The sequence below is a fragment of the Kitasatospora sp. NPDC101183 genome (assembly GCF_044767945.1).
Classification (GTDB): Bacteria; Actinomycetota; Actinomycetes; order Streptomycetales; family Streptomycetaceae; genus Kitasatospora.
Window position 1 is genome coordinate 118,181 of the sequence record NZ_JBIWOW010000015.1, and the last position, 17,757, is coordinate 135,937.

Genomic DNA, 17,757 nt, shown 5'->3' on the forward strand with positions numbered 1-17,757 from the left:
GGAAGGGCGGCGCTCAGCGCAGCGGACGGAAGAACAGGCGGAGTTCGTCGACCAGTCGTTCTGGCTGCTCCAGGGCGGGGAAGTGCCCGCCCCGCTCGTGGTCGGTCCAGCGGCGCAGGTCGGTGAACCGCTTCTCGCACCAGGCGCGGGGCATCCGGGCGTCCTTCGGGAAGGCCGAGCAGGCGGTGGGCACGTCCACCGGGGCGAGCGCCATCCTGTTGTGGCTCTCCCAGTAGATCCGGGCCGAGGAGGCCCCGGTGCCGGCCAGCCAGCCGAGGGTGACCGCGTCCAGCAGGCGGTCGCGGGGGATCACCTTCTCCAGGTCGCCGTCGTGGTCGCTCCAGGCCCAGTACTTCTCGACCATCCAGGCCAGTTGGGCCACCGGCGAGTCCAGCAGGCCGTATCCCAGCGTCTGCGGCCGGGTGGCCTGCAGCACCGAGTAGCCGCCCTCGTTCGCCTGGAACACCTTCAGCGCGGCCAGCCCGGCGAGGTCCCGCTCGTCCAGCTCGACCTGCTCCTGCGGCGGCAGCGCGAAGGGCATCGCCAGGTGGATGCCGGCCAGGTGCGGCGCGTCGGCCGCGCCGAGCGCGCCGGTGAGGAACGAGCCCCAGTCGACGCCGTGCGCCCCGTACCGCTGGTACCCGAGCCGGGCCATCAGCTCGGCCCAGGCGCCGGCGGTGCGCTCCACGGTCCAGCCCGTGGTGGCCGGCTTGTCGCTGAAGCCGTAGCCGGGGAGCGAGGGTGCGACCACGTGGAACGCGTCGGCCGGGTCCTCCGGGTCGGTCAACAGCTCGATGATCTCGAGGAATTCGACGACGGAGCCGGGCCAGCCGTGGCTGACGAGCAGCGGCAGGGCGCCCTGGTGCGTCGAGCGGACGTGCAGGAAGTGGATGCCCAGGCCGTCGATCCCGGTACGGAACTGCGGCAGCGCGTTCAGCCGCGCCTCCACCGCCCGCCAGTCGTAGGAGTCCCGCCAGTACTCGGCCAGTTCACGCAGATAGGCCAGCGGCACGCCCTGCGACCAGTCGGCGACGGTCTCCGCCTCGGGCCAGCGGGTCCGCGACAGCCTCTCCCGCAGATCGTCGAGATCCGCCTGCGGGGTCTCGACACGGAAAGGCGTGAGTGCCGTACTCATGCGACGTCCCTCCTGGTCCACTGAATCCGTATGTGCCTCCGCACGCTACGGCGGGCGGCTCGAGCACAGGTCGATCCGGCCTGCCCGCAACCGCGTTCGAGCCGAGGTCAGCCCGGTCTCGAGATCCGGCTGCCACGGTGCACCGGCCTGACGAGGAGGGACCAGCGATGACCACACACGCCGAACACACCGGCGAGGCGGAAGAGACCTTCCCCTACGAGCGCAAGTGCCCGTTCTCCGCACCGGAGCAGTACGCCCAGTTCGCCGAGGAGCCGGTCAAGCAGGTACCGCTCCCGACCGGGCTGAAGATCTGGGCGGTCACCGGCCACGAGAACATGCGCCAGCTGTTGACCGACCCGCGCACCAGCGCGTCGCGCAAGGAGGAGAACTTCCCGTTCTACTTCAACGCACCGCCGGAGTTCCGCACCGAAACCTCGTTCATCGGCTACGACGGCGGCGAGCACGCCAAGACCCGTCGCAAGGCCGCGGTGACCTTCACCAACCGCCGGGTGCAGCGCCTGCGTCCGCAGATCGAGCAGCTCGTCGACGACGCGATCGACGCGATGCTGGAGGCCGGCCCCGGTGTCGACATGCACTTCGCGCTGTCGCTGCCGGTGCCGATGGCGGTGATCTGCCTGCTGCTCGGCATCCCTTACGAGGACCACGAGTTCTTCCAGGAGAACGGCACCACCCTGCTGGGCGGGACCGCGACCATGGAGGAGCGCCAGGCGGCCCTGGTCGACGTCAACACCTACCTGTTCGGCCTGGTCGCCAAGAAGGAGCAGGAGCCGGGCGACGACCTGCTGAGCCGCGCCATCGAGGAGTACCGCGAGGCCGGCGAGGCGTACGAGGCCCGTGACCTCGTGAACCTGTGCCGGCTGCTGATGAACGGCGGGCACGAGACCACGGCCAGCATGATCTCCCTCGGCACCGCCGCGCTGCTCGAACACCCGGAGCAGCTCGCGCAGTTGAAGGCGAACCCCGAGCTGATCAACCCGGCCGTCGAGGAGCTGGTGCGCTACCTCACCATCGGCGACGCGGCCGTTCCGCGGGTGGCCCTGGACGACATCGAGGTCGGCGGTGCGACGATCCCCAAGGGCGACGGCATCCTCTGCCTCGGCCTGACCGCCAACCGCGACGCCGCGGTGTTCGAGAACCCGGACGAGCTGATCCTCAGCCGCGGCAACCGGAAGCACTTCGGCTTCGGCCACGGTGTGCACCACTGCATCGGCGCCGACCTGGCCCGTCTGGAGCTCCAGCTCGTGTGGGGCAGGCTGTTCGAGCGCATCCCCACCCTCCGGCTGGCCAAGCCCTTCGAGGAGATCCCGTCGAAGGAGCGCGCGATCATCTACGGCCTGTGGGGCCTGCCGGTCGCCTGGGACGTGTGAGCCGGCCGTGGGACCACTGGACGGCCTGCGGGTCGTCGAACTGGCCGCGATCGGCCCGGCGCCGTTCGCCTGCATGGTGCTGGCCGACCTCGGCGCCGACGTCCTGCGGATCGACCGGGCCGACGGCCGCCGCTCCTTCGCCGACTGGCACCGGGTGCTCGACCGCGGCCGGCGCTCCCTCGCCCTCGACCTCAAGGACCCCGAGGACGTGGCCGAGTTGCTCGCCGTGGTCGAGGACAGCGACGTCCTGGTCGAGGGCTTCAGGCCCGGCGTGGCGGAGCGGCTCGGCATCGGTCCCGAGGAGTGCCGCAAGCGCAACCCCGGCCTGGTGTACGCGCGGATGACGGGTTGGGGCCAGGAGGGTCCGCTGGCGCAGTCCCCCGGTCACGACATCAACTACCTGGCGCTGACCGGGGCGCTGTACGCCATCGGCGAGGCCGGCGGACCGCCGGTCCCGCCGGTCAACCTGCTCGGGGACTTCGCCGGCGGCGGGATGTTCCTGGTCGCCGGTGTGCTCGCCGCACTGTACGAGCGGCAGCGGTCCGGCCTCGGCCAGGTGGTGGACGCGGCGATCGTCGACGGCACGGGTGCCATGCTCGGGATGCTGGTCGGGATGGCGGCGGCCGGCGAGTGGCGGCATCAGCGCGGAGCGAACCTGCTGGACGGCGGTGCGCCGTTCTACGGCTGCTACGCCTGCTCGGACGGCCGCCACGTCGCGGTCGGCGCCCTGGAGGACCGCTTCTACGCGGCCCTGCTCGCGGGCCTGGACCTCGACCCCGGGGAGATTCCGGACCGCGACTGCCCGGCCAACTGGCCCGTGCTGCGGCAGCTGTTCGCCAGGCGGTTCGCCCGCCGTGACCGGGACTTCTGGGCCGCCGCATTCGAGGGCACCGAGGCCTGCGTCACCCCCGTGCTGAGCGTGGCCGAGGCCGCTCACCACCCGCACCACGTCGCACGTCTGAGCGGACCGGCCACGCCGGCTCCGCGCTTCAGCCGCACTCCACCGGGAATCGACCGATATCACCCAGCCTGATATCGGTCGCCACGGCCATGCCGGCCGTGCCGTAGTCCTCTATCGATTTAGAGAGGTAGTTCCATGGCTATTTCCTCCGAGCAGGCTCCGCCCGTGGAGACGGAGGTGAAGGAGGCCGTACCGGTGACCGATTCGGCCGCAGGCACGGAGACGGCCGACCCGATGCGCTGGAAGGCGCTGCTGGTCCTGCTGGTCGCCGCGTTCCTGGACATGCTCGACAGCACGGTCGCCAACGTGGCCGCGCCGTCCATGCAGCGCAGCCTCGCCGCCGGCTACTCGGCGATCCAGTGGGTGCTGGTGGGCTACCAGCTCTCCTTCGCCCTGTCGCTGATCCTCGGTGGCCGTCTCGGTGACATCCTCGGCCGCAAGAAGGTGTTCCTGCTCGGCGTGGCCGGCTTCACCCTCGCGTCGCTGGCCTCCGGCGCCTCGCAGGAGCCGTGGCAGCTGGTGGCGGCGCGGTGCGCCCAGGGCGCCTTCGCGGGCGTCATGGTGCCGCAGGTGATGTCGATCCTCCACGTCACGTTCAGTGGCAAGGAGAAGGGTGCCGCCTTCGCCATGTACGGCACGGTCTCCGGTCTCGCCGCGACCATCGGCCTCGCGGCCGGTGGCCTGATGGTGGACTGGGACCTGTTCGGCCTCGGCTGGCGCGTGATCTTCCTGGTCAACGTGCCGATCGGGATCGTCGGTCTGATCTACGGCGCGAAGGTGATCCGGGAGTCGAAGGCTCCGCACGCGCTCAAGCTCGACACGCTCGGCCTGGTCCTGGCCACCGGCGGTCTGGTGATGTTCGTCTACCCGCTGCTGCAGGGCCGTGAGAACGGCTGGCCGGTGGCCGGCTTCGTCTCCATGGCGCTCTCTGTGCCGGTGCTCATCGGTTTCGTGCTCCTGCAGCGTCGCAAGATCGACACGGGCGGCTCCCCGCTGGTCGAGCTCGGTCTGTTCAAGGTCCGCAGCTTCGCCTCCGGTCTGTCCGTCAACCTGATCTTCTACATCGGTGTCGGCCTGTTCAACATCGCCTGGACGCTGCACATGCAGATCGGCCAGGGCTGGTCCCCGGTGCACGCCGGTCTGACCAGTCTCTTCTTCTGCGTCGGTGCCTTCTTCGCCTCCACCCTGTCGCTGATCGTGCTGGTCCCGAAGTTCGGTCGCCCGGTGCTGCACATCGGCGCCGTGGTGATGGGCCTCGGCCTGCTCGGCTACATCTGGGCCGCCGGCCACTTCGGCTCCGAGGTCACCACCTGGGAGATCGGTGTCCCGCTGTTCCTGATCGGTGTCGGCTTCGGCGCGGTGGCCACCCCGCTGCCCGTGATCGTCGTCACCGATGTGCCGCACAAGGACGCGGGCTCCGCCTCCGGCCTGGTGCACACCGACATCCAGCTCGGCTTCGCCATCGGCGGTGCGCTGATCAGCATCGTGTTCTTCGGCGGCCTGGCCTCCAACACCGCGGCCAGCGTCGACGAGGTCACTCCCAAGCTCCGCCAGGACCTGGTCGCCACCGCCTCGGTGGACCCGGGCCAGGTCGACTCGGTCCTCGCGTCCTACCGGACCTGCCAGGTCGACCGGGCCAAGGAGAAGGACCCGACCACCGTGCCGGCGAGCTGCGTCTCGGCGCCTGCCCTGCAGGACACGAAGGTGGCCGGTGTGCTGGCCGGCTACAACGAGACCGTCACCGGTGACTCCTTCGCCCGCAGCCTGCAGACCACGCTGTGGACGTTCGGCGGAATCCTCGTCGTCGTCTTCCTCCTGATGTTCGCCATCCCGAAGCAGGCGGCGGCCCAGGAGTTCGGCGAGGACGAGGCGGCTCCCGAAGCCACCGCGGTGGCCTGAGCCACCTTCAGACGGCCCGTGAGCGGGGCCGACCGGCTACGACAGCCGGTCGGCCCCGCTTCGCCGTTGTGCCTCCGTTGTCTCTCCGGGCGCTGTTGTGTCTCCGGGCGCTCAGCGCAGTTCCCGGAAGAACCCCCGGATGTCCTCGACCAGCAGGTCGGTGGCGTCGTGGGCGGAGAAGTGGCCGCCCCGGTCGTAGGTGTGCCAGGACACGATGTTCTTGTGGTCCCGGTCGGCCAACGGCCTGATGGCCTGGAAGTCGTAGGCGAAGTTCGCCAGGCCGAGCGGGACGGTGGTCGGCTCCGCCGGCGTCTCGGCCTTGGCGTCCTCGTAGTAGAACCGGGCGGAGGAGGCCGCGGTGTTGGTGAGCCAGTGGACCATCACGTTGGTCAGGGTGTAGTCGCGGCTCACCGCGTCCCCGAACAGCTGGAGGCTCCACGCCAGTTGGCCGACCGGCGAGTCGGCGAGAGCGTGCGCGAGGGTCTGCGGCTCGGTGGAGTGGAGCTTGTTGAACGCGCCCTTGTTCGCCATGAACCACTCCAGGTACGCCACCTTGCCCTGGTCCTCCTCCCCCAGGCCCGCGAGCTCGGCCGGGTCTCCGGAGGGGAACGAGAAGATCTGGGTGACGTGCGCGCCGATGACCCGGTCGGGCGCGACCCGGCCGAGCTCGGGGCTGACGTAGGAGCCGATGTCGTTGCCGTGGGCGCCGTAGCGCCGGTACCCGAGTCGGCGCATCAGCTCGGCCCAGGCCCGCGCGGTCCGGTAGCGGTTCCAGCCGCGCTCCGCGGTCGGCCCCGAGAAGCCGAAGCCGGGCAGGTGCGGGATCACCAGGTGGAAGGCGTCCTCCGGGCGCTCCGGGGCGGTCAGCGGCTCGATGACGTCCAGGAACTCGACGACCGACATCGGCCAGCCGTGCGTGAGGATCAGGGGTGTGGCGTCCTGGTGCTCCGAGCGGATGTGCAGGAAGTGGATCTTCTGCCCGTCGATGACCGTGGTGAACTGCGGGTACCGGTTCAGCCTGGCCTCCCAGGAGCGCCAGTCGTACTCGGTGCGCCAGTACCCGACGACCTCCTTCAGCCGGGCCAGCGGAACGCCGTAGTCGTCGCCGGCGTCCGGGAGTTCGTCCGTCCACCGGATCCGCGCCAGGCGCTGTTCCAGGTCGTCGAGCTGCTCCTGGGGGATGTCGATGCGGAACGGCTGGATCTCTTCGGCGTCGGTCGCCATCAGTGCCTCCGGGTCCGGATGTGATCTGCTGAGTACACCCCAACACACGGCCCCTCGGTTCCCGCTCGAGAATACGAACGAAGAAGCGGGAGACGCCCTGTGGCCTCTCCCGCTTCTTCGTCGTACGGCGCCGTTACTCGGCCCAGTCCGGGGTCTCCAGGAACTCCAGGACCACGGTCGTCCACACGTACCCGGCGCCGGCGGCCTGGAGCACGGCCAGGTCCCCGGGCTCGGGGTTGCGGGTGGCGATCACGTGGTCCAGGCCGAAGATCGGGTCCGCCGTGCCGACCATGCCCAGGTCCTGCCCCCAGTCGTAGGTCGTGGTGGACCGGTCGACGCCCATCGATCCGTAGATGGCGTGTGCCGCGATCGATTCGGAGATGGTCTGGTGGAGGAAGAACTTGATGTCGGACAGCTCGGCCTCGGCCTCGTGCAGGGCGTGCTTGAGGTTGAACGCGACGTTCCGGGCGATCTTCTCGATCGCCTCCTCGAGGTCCAGGTCCTGGTTGAGCAGGAACTCCTTCTTCCGAGCGGCCACGCCGACCGGCTCACCGTCCTGGAACGGCGCGTCCGTCCACGAGTCGCCGAGCCGGCCCATCGGCTCCAGCGAGGAGTCGCCGTAGGAGTAGATCGCCCGGATCCGGGCGAAGCCACCGCGGTTGGAGAGCACCAGCGCGCCGGCGCCGTCGCCGTCCACGGTCTGCTCGTCGAAGTTCCAGCGGTCGATGTAGGGCAGCCGGAAGGCGTCGCCGCCGGTGATCAGCGCGGCGGACGTCTCCTGGTGGGACGCCAGGAACGCGGCGGCGAGCTCGATCGAGGCCAGCATGCCGTTGCAGCCCTGCTTGATCTCGACGGCGGGTCCGTTCCCGCCGACCGTCTCCCTCTGGACGTAGCTGGCCGGCGTCCAGAAGTCGAGCCCCTGGTGGCCGATGTAGGAGTGCAGCACCAGGCCGAAGTCGTCGTCGACGTGTCCGGACCTGGCCACCGCCTGGCGCCCGGCCGTCGCGGCCATGGACGGTCCGGTCTCGCCCGGCGCCGCCACCCGGACCGCACGGTAGCCGTTCTGCGCCACCCTCGGCGCGGGGTAGCGGCCGGCCGCGACCGCCTCCTCGGCGGTCTCGACCTGCTCCGGCAGGTAGGTGCCTACACCGGCGAGGTAGAGGTTGTTCCAACGCATGTCAGGGGCTCCTTAGGCCTCGTTCAGCCGCTCGGCCAGGGCTGTGGATGTCGGTGCCTGGTAGATCCGGCGGACCGGGATCTTGACGCCGAACTCGTCCTGGATGCGGCGTGCCAGCCGCGACGCCAGCAACGAGTGCCCGCCCAGGTCGAAGAAGCTGTCCTCCGGCTGGACTCCCGGAATTCCGAGGATGTCGCCGAACAACTCGCAGAGTTTTGCCGTCCGCTCCTGCTGGGTCACTTTCTCCTCCTGGGTGTGCTGCGTCAGGGCGTGATGGTCGGCCGGGCCGGCCGAGGTCGGCTTGAGACGCGGTTGACGGACCCGGCCCGGCGCAGCGGCTCAGGCAGCCGTGAGCTGCTGGAAGAGCTCGTGGTCGTACAGCTCGTCGACCGGCATGCCGCCGGCCGCGGCCGCGTAGTAGTGGGCGGTGAGCTCGGGCGACTGCTGGATCGCGCGCAGCATCTCCAGGCGCTCCGGCGCGACCTCGAGCCGGGCGACGATCAGGGTGTGCTGGTACCCCTCGTAGAGCTCCTCCTGGTGCAGGTCCGCGTACCGGCTCAGTCCGGCGGCCAGGCGGGCGGGGTCGTGCAGCCCGTCGCCCACCGACTCGACCAGCAGGTCGGTCTGGAGGAACGCGTCGCTGATGCCGCGTGCGGTGATCGAGTCCTTGTGGTGCGCGGCGTCGCCGACCAGGGCCCAGCCGGGGCCGCTCGCACGGCGGAAGAAGTTCTGCTGGTCGCCGGTGCCGCGCAGCCGCTCGACCTGCTCGGCGCCGGCCAGGCGCTCGTGCAGGCTGGGCGCGGTGGTCCTGATGTTCTCCAGGTAGGTGGCGAGGGCGTCGCCGCGGACCCGGTCGAAGTCGCTCTGCGGGTGGTACGCGGCGATCAGGGTGGCCCCGTCGTTGGTCGGCACCGCGCCCACCCACCGGCCGGGCCGCTCGTACAGCTCGAAGTCGGCCTGGACGCCCTGCCAGTAGGTGTAGTGGATGCAGCTGAGCAGCGGGTCCTGGACGGTGTACTCGGCACCGACGGCCTTGGCGAACGGGGAGCGCATGCCGTCCGCCCCGACCACCAGGTGAGCCCGCTCCTGTACCGGAGTCCCCTGCGCGGAGCGGCAGTTGACGCCGACGACCCGTCCGTCCTCGATGACGGGGCCGGAGACCGAGCAGCCGTCGCGGAACTCGGCGCCGGCCTCCACGGCCGCGTCGACCAGGATCTGGTCGAGCAGCTGGCGTCGCGGCGCGTAGGCCGCGCGCTGGCCGTCCGCGGGCAGGGAGCAGCCGTCCAGCCGGACGTCCGCGACCTGGTAGACCGTCCGCTCGAGAGCCGGGCACCCGGTGGCCTTCACGGCGTCGAGGACACCCCAGCGCGCGAGCCTGGCGATTCCGGGCTGGTGGATGTAGTGCGTCGACAGGGTGTCACTCGGGAAGCGCGCCCGGTCGACGAGCAGGACCCGGTAACCGGCCCGCGCGAAGAGCAGGGCTGTGGAGGCGCCCGCAACACGGGCGCCCACCACGATGACGTCGTACATTCCGGACCTCCAGGTTGTGGCCAAGTCGCGCGCACCCTGGCACGGCCCTCTTGAGCACTGCTCAATCAGTCGCGGCCGCGAACGCGCCCAGCTCCTCCGTCACCCACTGCCTGAAGGTGCGGCCGGGCCGCCCGGTGATCTGCTCGGTGACACCGCTGGGCAGGACCGGGTCGTCCACGGCGGCCTCCCACTGGTCGAGCAGCGACCTCAGGATCGGCGCGGGGACGTGCCCGGCGAACCGCTCGGCGGCCTCCTCCCGCCCGAGTTCACGCACCGGAATGTCCCGGCCGAGCAACTCGCCGATGATGCCCAGCTGTTCGCGGAACGAGAGGGTCTCGGGGCCGGTGAGCGTCAGGGCCTTGCCGATCAGCGTGTCCCCCGTGAGGGCGGCGACCGCGACATCGGCGATGTCCGCTTCGTGGATCGGCGCGACCCTGGCGTCCGGATAGGCGAGTTCGACCACCAGCCCGCGCCGGATCGCCTCGCCCCAGCCGAACGAGTTGGAGTCGAAGGCGCCGGGGCGCAGGATCGTGGAGTCCAGGCTCGAATCCCCGACGGCCCGTTCGACGGTGAGGTGGTGGAGCGCGAGCGGGTCCGCCTCCGGATCGGGCCCCAGGACGGTCGAGGACGACAGCAGCACCAGGTGCGTGACCCCGGCGCGCTCGGCCGCCCGGACCAGCTCGGCGCTACCCTCCGCCTCGGCGTAGAGGAACACCTTGTCGACCCCGTCGAAGGCCCGCTCGAAGGACGCGGGCCGGGTGAGGTCCAGCGACACCGCCTCGACGCCCTCGGGCACGGTCAGCGTCGAGGCGTCACGGCTCGAGGCGCGCACCTTCTCCTCCCCGTCCGCCTGCAGCCGGCTGAGGACACGCCTGCCGACCTGACCCCGGGCTCCGGTCACCAGAATGGTCATCGGTCACTCCTTCCAAGAGAAACAGTTCGCTGCCGAACCAGCTCAACAACGTTATCACCGAGGGTAGTTGAGGCGCGGCTGGGTACAACTCGGGCGATTCGGACAGACATTCGGGAGGCCGTGCGATCCACCGTCCCCCGGTCCACCGGCCGTCGAGCCGCCTACGGGACGCTGCAGGTCCACGGGCTCAGCGAAAGAGAGGAAGCGATGACATCGGTACCCGAGACATTCCGGCAGTGGGCCGCGAAGACTCCCGACCAGGTGGCGGTCGCGCTCAGCGACGACCGGCTCAGCTACGCCGAACTCGACTCCTGGTCGGACGCGTTGGCGCAGGAGCTTGCGGCCGGCGGAGTCCTGCCCGGTGACCGTGTCGCGGTGTCCCTCCCCCGCTCACCCGAGCTGATCGCCGCACTGCTCGGCGTGCTCAAGGCGGGAGCGGCCTACCTGCCGATCGCCGTGTCCGAACCGGACCAGCGGGTGGCCGACGTCCTGGCGGACGCCGAGGCCCGTGCCGTGGTCTGCGGGACCGCGGACCACGGCCGCTTCGCCGCCCACGGCGCGCCGCTCCTCCAGGTGCCCCCGCGGACCGCCACGGCCCCGGCACCGGCGGTGCAGGTCGAGCCGCACGACCTGGCCTACGTGATGTACACCTCCGGATCCACCGGCCGGCCCAAGGCGGTGCAGGTGGAGCACCACAGCATCACCAACCTGGTGGCCGGGCCCAACTACGTCGAACTCGGCCCCGACGACCGGCTGCTCCAGCTGGCGCCGGTCGCGTTCGACGCCGCGACCTTCGAGATCTGGGGCGCCCTGCTCAACGGCGCGCGGCTGGTGCTCGCGCCGCCGCAGGAGGTCCACCCGGAGGACCTCGGGGAGCTGCTGCGGACGGCCGGGATCACGGTGCTCTGGCTGACCGCCGCGCTGTTCCACCGGCAGATCGAGGTCGACGTCCAGGCCTTCGCCGGACTGAGCACCGTGCTGTCGGGCGGCGACGTGCTCTCCGTCCCGCACATCAGGCAGCTGCGGTCCGCGGTACCGGGCTGCCGGATCGTCAACGGCTACGGCCCGACCGAGACCACCACCTTCGCCGTCTGCCACCGCATCGGCGCCGACGAGGACCTCGGCCAGTCCGTCCCGATCGGCCGCGCCATCCAGGGTGCCGAGCTCGAGATCGTCGACGCCGAGGGGCTGCCCGTGCCCGACGGCACGCCCGGCGAGCTCTGGATCGGCGGCGCGGGCGTGTCCCGCGGCTACTGGCGCCGCCCCGAGCTGACCGGGACGGTGTTCGTCACCGGCGCCTGGGAGGGCGCGACCGGCCGGTTCTACCGCAGCGGCGACCAGGCACGGCGGCGGCCCGACGGCGTGATCGAGTTCCTCGGACGGATCGACGACCAGTTCAAACTGCGCGGCTTCCGGATCGAGCCGGGCGAGATCGAGAACGCCCTGGCCGCCCACCCGCAGGTGCGCAGCGCCGCGGTCGGCGTCCGCGAGAGCCACCTCGGCGACCGCCGGCTGGTGGCCTGGGTCGTCCCCGAGTCCGAGGAGCTCGACCGGCGCTCGCTCCGCGCGCACCTGAACGAGCGGGTTCCCGAGCACATGGTCCCCGCCGTCTTCGTCACGCTGGACGAGCTTCCGATCACCACCAACGGAAAAGTCGACCGCAAGGCTCTTCCCGCACCCGACTGGACCTCCAGGTCCACGTATCTCTAGGCACCCCTCTCTAGACACCCCGAAAGGAACGGGAGAATGACCGACCAACCCTTCTCGAACCAGCTCGTCGTGGTGACCGGCGGCGGGACCGGGATCGGTCGCGCCACCGCGCTGGCGTTCGCCGGGCTCGGCGCCGCCGGCGTGGTCATCACAGGACGCCGGCCCGAGCGGCTGGCCGAGGTGGCCGCACTGCACCCGGCGATCGTGCCCGTCACCGCCGACGTCCGTACGGAGGAAGGCGCCGAGAGGGTCGCCGAGGCGGTCCGCGCGCACGGCGGGGTCCTCGACGTCCTGGTGCACAACGCGGGGCTGCACACCATCGCCGGCGTCGGGAGCTTCGACCTGGCCGCCGCCCGCGACGTCTTCGACGTGAACGTCATGGGCCCGGTCGTCCTGACCGACCACCTGCTCCCGCTGCTGCGCTCCCCCGGCGCGAGCATCGTGTTCGTCACCAGCCCGGCCGGCCACAACCCGACCCCGATGGCCTCGGTGTACGCGGCGAGCAAGGCCGCGCTGAACAGCTTCACCGGCAGCTGGGCGCTGGAGCTGGCGCCGAAGGGCATCCGGGTCAACGCCGTGGCGCCCGGCTGGGTCCGCACCGAGGTGTACGAGCTCAGCGGCATGACCTCCGAGCAGGTCGACGGGTTCTTCCAGCAGGTGGCCAAGGGCGTGCCGCTCGGCGAGACCGGGGTGCCCGAGGACGTCTCCCGGTGGATCACCCGGTTCGCCGAGTCGTCCAGCGCCTGGGTCACCGGGCGGATCCTCACCATGGACGGCGGCGCCGACCTGGTCCGGGCCAAGCAGGTCTGACCGTTCCCGGGCCGCAGAACGGTCCGAGCCGACGAATCAACCGGAAGGACGGCGTGATGCCGAACGAAACCGCGGTGCCGCACCGCACCGGATCGCTCCTCGACCCGGCCGATCTGTTCCACACCGGCCTGGTGGTGGAGGACCTGTCCCTCGCCATGAAGACCCTGCACGAGCTGGCGGGCTACCACTGGACCGATGTCATGGAGCTCGAGGTCACCGCCCGCACCCCGCACGGGTTGCAGCACGCCTCGCAGCGCTTCGTCCTCTCGATCGAGGAGCCCCGCCTCGAACTGGTCGAGGCCGTACCCGGCACGGTCTGGGTCTCGGACGGCTCCAACGGCGCCCACCACGTGGGGTACTGGGCCGACGCCGACCGGATCGCCGCCCTCTCCGCGGCGCTGACGGATCTCGGGCTGCCGGTCGAGGCGTCCAACGACACCGAGGCGGACGGCCAGTTGCTCTGGGTCTACCACCGGGGCCTCGGCTCGATCAGGATCGAGCTGCTCTCCTCCCTGATGCGCGCGCCGATGGAGGCCTGGATCGCGGGCGCGGACCCGGCGACGGTCCGGCAGGACGCCCCGGGCGGCCCTGCCGACAGCTGAGGGCGTACGAGGAAGCCCCCGCCAGTTCGACTGGCGGGGGCTTCCTCGTGCACCGGTCTCCCGGCTCCCGGGGGTCAGTTTCCCCAGATGACCGGAAGACTGCCCAGCGAGTGGTTGATCTCGCCCTCGTGCCAGTGGAGTTCCTCCTCGGGAACGGCCAGGCGGAGGTCGGGGAACCGGCGGACCAGTCCGTCGATGGCGATCTCCAGCTCCAGCCTCGTCAGCTGCTTGCCGATGCACAGGTGCATGCCGTGGCCGAAGGAGATGTGCGGGTTGTGGGTGCGGGTGAGGTCCAGCCGGTCGGGGTCCGGGAAGACGGACTCGTCACGGTTGGCCGACGAGATCGCGATCACCACCGCGTCGCCGGCGGCGATCTTGACGCCGGCGATCTCCAGGTCCTCCGCGGCGATCCGCGGGTTGCCCGCGGTGTCGGTGGAGAACAGGTTCACGTGACGCAGCAGCTCCTCGACGGCCGCCGGCACCCGGGACGGGTCCTCGGCCAACCGGCGCCACTGGTCGGGGTGGTGGGCGATCAGGGCGAGCACCGAGTTGGCGAGCTGGCTCGCGGTGGTGTCGAAGCCGGCGCCGATCAGGGTGAAGGCGAAGGTCACCAGCTCCTGCTCGGTGAGCCGGTCCTCCTCGTCACGCGCGGCGATCAGGGCCGACAGCAGGTCGTCGGTGGGGTTGGCCCGCTTCTCCGCGACCAGGCCGACCATGGACTCGAACAGCTTGGCCAGCCCGCTGCGCGACTCGCCGCCTTCCGCCTGGTCGTCGACGGTGACGAACTGGCGGGCGTTGACGGCGAACGCCTCGAGGATCTCCATGGGTGCGCCGAGCAGCTCGCCGATCACCCGCAGCGGCATCTTCAGCGTGAACTGCTCGACCAGGTCGAGCGGTCCGCTCCTGGCCGCCATGTCGTCCAGCAGCTCGTCCGCGATCCGCCGGATGCCCGGGCGCAGTCCCTCGATCCGCCGGGCGGTGAAGGGCCCGGCCGCCATCTTGCGCAGGCGGGAGTGCTCGGGCGCGTCCATCGAGATGATCATGTCGGGTGTCGAGGTCATCGCCCCGCCGATCCGGGGCGCGTCCGGCTTCACCGTCGCCGCCCGGCTGAGCCTGGGGTCGGCCAGGGCCGCCCTCGCGTCCTCGTACCGACTCACCAGCCAGGCGTCCACCCCGCCCTCGGTGTGCACCCGGGCCACCGGGCACTCGGCGCGCAGCTTCGCGTACTGCGGTGCGGGGCCCCGGTAGGACGATCCCTCGAACGGGAACACATCGTCCACGTCGACCTTGCGGGACTCGTCTGTCTCTTGTGTCTCATGGACGGTGGTCACGACGACACCTCCGTTTCGTGCCGGACTCGGTCTCGGGAACCGTAGGAGGCGGGGCTGGAAGCCAGGTCGCCTGGCCCTCAAGCCGGGTTCCACGCGCGCCCCCCGCACCTGATTCCGGGCTGATTCGATGTCAGATTTCACCCGGGTGGCGGCAGTAGGATCCCGTTTGCGCCTTTTAGGGTCGCTCCCATGGGGACAGACACCACTGACATCACGCCGTTCCGGATCGACATCCCGCAGTCGGCGCTCGACGACCTCCGCGAGCGGCTCGCCCGCACCCGCTGGGCCGACGACGTGCCGGGCGAGGGCTGGGGCTACGGCATGGGCTCGGCCTACCTCAAGGAGCTGACGGAGTACTGGCAGACCGGCTACGACTGGCGCAAGCACGAGGCCGCGCTCAACCAACACCCGCAGTACACCACCGAGATCGACGGCCAGAACGTCCACTTCCTGCACGTCAGGTCACCCGAGCCCGACGCACTGCCGCTGATCGTCACCCACGACTGGCCGGGTTCGGTCGTCGAGTACCTGGACGTCATCGGGCCGCTGACCGACCCCCGGGGGCACGGAGGAGATCCGGCCGACGCCTTCCACCTGGTGATCCCGTCCCTCCCGGGCTTCGCGTTCTCCGGCCGCACCCGCGACAGCGGCTGGGACCGGCACCGTGTCGCCAGGGCCTGGGTCGAGCTGATGCACCGCCTCGGCTACCGGCGCTACGGCGCGCACGGCGGAGGGGGCGGGTCCTACGTCTCCCCCGAGGTCGGCCGGGCCGACCCCGACAACGTCGTCGGGGTGCACGTCACCCAGCTGTTCTCGTTCCCCTCGGGAGACCCGGCCGAGCTGGAGGACCTGTCGGAGCGGGACACGGGCGCGCTGGAGTTCCTCCGGCACTTCGCCACCGAGCGGATGGCCTTCAACCAGGTGATGTCGACCCGTCCGCAGACCCTCGCCTACGCCCTGGCAGACTCCCCCGTCGGCCAACTCGCCTGGAACGCGGAGCTGTTCAACGCCTGGGACGGCCCCCGCCCGGCGGGCGACCCGGTCGACGCCGACTACGTCCTCACCAACGTGATGCTCTACTGGCTCACCAACACGGCCGGCTCAGCCGGGCGGTTCTACTACGAGGACGCGCACGCCCAGCACCCCGCGGAACCCACCACCACGCCCACCGGGCTGGCCAACTTCGCCTTCGACTTCCAGTCGATCCGGCCGCTGGCCGAGCGTGATCACGCCAACATCATCCACTGGAAGACCTACGACTGCCCCGGTCACTACGCCGCCCGCGAGGCGCCGGACGTCCTCGTCGGCGACATGAGGGACTTCTTCCGCAAGGTCCGCTGACCGGCTCCACCCGTGGTCCACTCCCTCTCCAGCCCGGCGCCTGACGGTTGGCCGCACCCAGAGGAGAGAGGGAGGGACCATGACCGGGCGGCGTTTCCAGCTCTACGACACCACCCTGCGCGACGGAACGCAGCAGGAAGGGATGGTGCTGACGGTCGAGGAGAAACTCGCCGTAGCGCGCCATCTGGACAACTTCGGCGTGGGGTACATCGAGGGCGGCTGGCCCGGTGCGGTCCCCCGCGACACAGAGTTCTTCCGCCGTGCCCGCACCGAACTCGACCTCCGCTCGGCCCAGTTGGTGGCCTTCGGCGCGACCCGCAGGGTCGGCTCGCTGGTCTCCGTCGACCCCCAGGTCCGCGCCCTGCTCGACGCGCAGACCCCGGTGGTGACGCTGGTCGCCAAGAGCCACCCGCGCCATGTGGACCTGGCCCTGCGGACGACTCTGGCCGAGAACCTGGCCATGATCGGCAGCACCGTGCGCCACCTGGTGCAGGCGGGCCGGCGGGTCTTCCTGGACGCCGAGCACTACTTCGACGGCTACCACGTCAACCGCGAGTACGCCCTCGAGGTGGTCCGGATCGCCGCCGACGCGGGCGCCGAAACGGTCGTCCTGTGCGACACCAACGGCGGCTCGCTGCCCGACGAGATCAAGGCCGTGGTGGCCGACACGCTGGCCGCGACCGGCGTCCAGCTCGGCATCCACTGCCACGACGACACCGGCTGCGCGGTCGCCAACTCGCTGGCCGCCGTGGCCGCAGGGGCCGTCCACGTGCAGGGCACCGCGCACGGCTACGGCGAGCGCTGCGGCAACGCCAACCTCTTCACGGTCGCCGCCGACCTGGTGCTCAAGCGGGGCATCGAGGTCGTCCCGGCCGAGAAGCTGCGCGAGCTGGCGGCCATCGGCCGGGCCATCGCCGACCTGACCGGCGTGCACGGCCACCCGGCCGCGCCGTACGTGGGCTCCTCCGCCTTCGCGCACAAGGCCGGGCTGCACGCCTCCGCGCTCCGGATCGACCCGAACCTCTACCAGCACACCGATCCCGCCCTGGTCGGCAACGAGATGCGCACCCTGGTCTCCGACCTCGGCGGACGCTCCTCGATCGAGCTCAAGGCGCGCTCCCTCGGCTACCCCGTCACGGCGGGCTCCGAAGGCGTGGCGCGCACCGCCGCCCGGGTCAAGGAGCTGGAGCACCGCGGCTACGCCTTCGAGTCCGCCGACGCCTCCTTCGAGCTGCTGCTCCGCGAGGAGCTCAGCGGCGCCAAGCCCGAGCTGCCCTTCGAGGTCACCTCCTGGCGGGTCGGCGTGGACCAGCTGCCCAACGGCACGGTCCGCACCGAGGGCTCGGTGCGCCTCTCCGTGGACGGCATGCCGCTGATCGCCTCCGGCGAGGGCAGCGGCCCCGTCACCGCCCTCGACCGGGCCCTGCACCGGGCGCTCGAGCCGTTCTTCCCCGACCTCGGTGACCTCGAGCTGGTGGACTACCGCGTGCGCGTCCTCCAGGGCGAGGCGGGCACGGAGGCCGTGGCCCGGGTCCTGATCTCCTTCCGGCACGGCGACCGCCGCTGGGGCACGGTCGGCGTCGACGAGAACACCGTGACGGCCTCCTGGCAGGCCCTGCTCGACGCCTTCCAGTACGTCCTGCTGAGCACGCCGGTCCTCGCCCGGCGGGCCACGGGGCCGGCCGTCGCCGCGGCGAGCTGACCGCCACCCGACGACACCTGGGAGCAGCTGTGCG

At 71.0% G+C, this 17,757-nt stretch carries 15 protein-coding genes; 8 read left to right on the plus strand and 7 right to left on the minus strand.

Annotated elements, in window-relative coordinates:
* Nucleotides 1–13: 13 nt before the first annotated feature.
* Complete coding sequence (locus tag ACIRRS_RS22205; RefSeq protein WP_402973233.1) at nt 14–1,135, minus strand: epoxide hydrolase family protein; 1,122 nt, start codon at nt 1,133–1,135, stop codon at nt 14–16.
* A gap of 167 nt (nt 1,136–1,302) precedes the next feature.
* Between ACIRRS_RS22205 and ACIRRS_RS22210 the strand changes: the two genes are divergently transcribed.
* From ACIRRS_RS22210 to ACIRRS_RS22220, 3 genes are all read left to right on the plus strand, one after another.
* Entirely contained in the window at nt 1,303–2,523 is a 1,221-nt protein-coding gene (locus tag ACIRRS_RS22210) for a cytochrome P450 (RefSeq protein WP_402973236.1), read from the plus strand.
* Between the two features lie 7 nt (nt 2,524–2,530).
* Nucleotides 2,531–3,556, plus strand: coding sequence for a CaiB/BaiF CoA transferase family protein (locus tag ACIRRS_RS22215; protein WP_402973239.1), 1,026 nt, complete (start codon nt 2,531–2,533; stop codon nt 3,554–3,556).
* A 63-nt stretch (nt 3,557–3,619) separates the two neighbouring features.
* The gene (locus ACIRRS_RS22220) at nt 3,620–5,383 is read left to right on the plus strand and encodes an MFS transporter (protein WP_402973242.1); all 1,764 of its coding nucleotides are present in this window, start codon (nt 3,620–3,622) and stop codon (nt 5,381–5,383) included.
* A gap of 111 nt (nt 5,384–5,494) precedes the next feature.
* On the opposite strand, the gene ACIRRS_RS22225 is transcribed toward ACIRRS_RS22220, so the two are convergent.
* The 5 genes from ACIRRS_RS22225 to ACIRRS_RS22245 form a co-directional block, all read right to left on the minus strand.
* Nucleotides 5,495–6,607 (minus strand): epoxide hydrolase family protein, encoded by a 1,113-nt coding sequence (locus ACIRRS_RS22225; RefSeq protein WP_402973245.1) that lies wholly within the window; start codon nt 6,605–6,607, stop codon nt 5,495–5,497.
* Between the two features lie 133 nt (nt 6,608–6,740).
* The gene (locus ACIRRS_RS22230; RefSeq protein WP_402973248.1) at nt 6,741–7,784 is read right to left on the minus strand and encodes a ketoacyl-ACP synthase III family protein; all 1,044 of its coding nucleotides are present in this window, start codon (nt 7,782–7,784) and stop codon (nt 6,741–6,743) included.
* Nucleotides 7,785–7,796: 12 nt separating this feature from the next.
* Nucleotides 7,797–8,024 (minus strand): acyl carrier protein, encoded by a 228-nt coding sequence (locus ACIRRS_RS22235; RefSeq protein ID WP_402973251.1) that lies wholly within the window; start codon nt 8,022–8,024, stop codon nt 7,797–7,799.
* Nucleotides 8,025–8,123: 99 nt separating this feature from the next.
* On the minus strand, nt 8,124–9,314 hold the full coding sequence (locus tag ACIRRS_RS22240; protein WP_402973254.1) for an NAD(P)/FAD-dependent oxidoreductase: 1,191 nt from the start codon (nt 9,312–9,314) through the stop codon (nt 8,124–8,126).
* Between the two features lie 61 nt (nt 9,315–9,375).
* Nucleotides 9,376–10,227, minus strand: coding sequence for an SDR family oxidoreductase (locus ACIRRS_RS22245; protein ID WP_402973256.1), 852 nt, complete (start codon nt 10,225–10,227; stop codon nt 9,376–9,378).
* A 207-nt stretch (nt 10,228–10,434) separates the two neighbouring features.
* Between ACIRRS_RS22245 and ACIRRS_RS22250 the strand changes: the two genes are divergently transcribed.
* The 3 genes from ACIRRS_RS22250 to ACIRRS_RS22260 are packed head-to-tail and all read left to right on the plus strand — an operon-like array spanning nt 10,435 to nt 13,349.
* Nucleotides 10,435–11,937: an amino acid adenylation domain-containing protein gene (locus ACIRRS_RS22250; RefSeq protein WP_402973258.1), complete on the plus strand. Its 1,503-nt coding sequence runs from the start codon at nt 10,435–10,437 to the stop codon at nt 11,935–11,937.
* A 36-nt stretch (nt 11,938–11,973) separates the two neighbouring features.
* On the plus strand, nt 11,974–12,747 hold the full coding sequence (locus ACIRRS_RS22255; RefSeq protein WP_402973261.1) for an SDR family NAD(P)-dependent oxidoreductase: 774 nt from the start codon (nt 11,974–11,976) through the stop codon (nt 12,745–12,747).
* Between the two features lie 56 nt (nt 12,748–12,803).
* On the plus strand, nt 12,804–13,349 hold the full coding sequence (locus ACIRRS_RS22260) for a VOC family protein (RefSeq protein ID WP_402973264.1): 546 nt from the start codon (nt 12,804–12,806) through the stop codon (nt 13,347–13,349).
* Nucleotides 13,350–13,423: 74 nt separating this feature from the next.
* On the opposite strand, the gene ACIRRS_RS22265 is transcribed toward ACIRRS_RS22260, so the two are convergent.
* A complete protein-coding gene (locus ACIRRS_RS22265) occupies nt 13,424–14,680 on the minus strand; it encodes a cytochrome P450 (RefSeq protein WP_402973267.1) in 1,257 nt (418 codons plus the stop codon).
* Nucleotides 14,681–14,869: 189 nt separating this feature from the next.
* Between ACIRRS_RS22265 and ACIRRS_RS22270 the strand changes: the two genes are divergently transcribed.
* A complete protein-coding gene (locus ACIRRS_RS22270; RefSeq protein WP_402973270.1) occupies nt 14,870–16,021 on the plus strand; it encodes an epoxide hydrolase family protein in 1,152 nt (383 codons plus the stop codon).
* Nucleotides 16,022–16,100: 79 nt separating this feature from the next.
* On the plus strand, nt 16,101–17,723 hold the full coding sequence (gene cimA / locus ACIRRS_RS22275; RefSeq protein ID WP_402973273.1) for a citramalate synthase: 1,623 nt from the start codon (nt 16,101–16,103) through the stop codon (nt 17,721–17,723).
* The last annotated feature ends 34 nt before the right edge of the window (nt 17,724–17,757 follow it).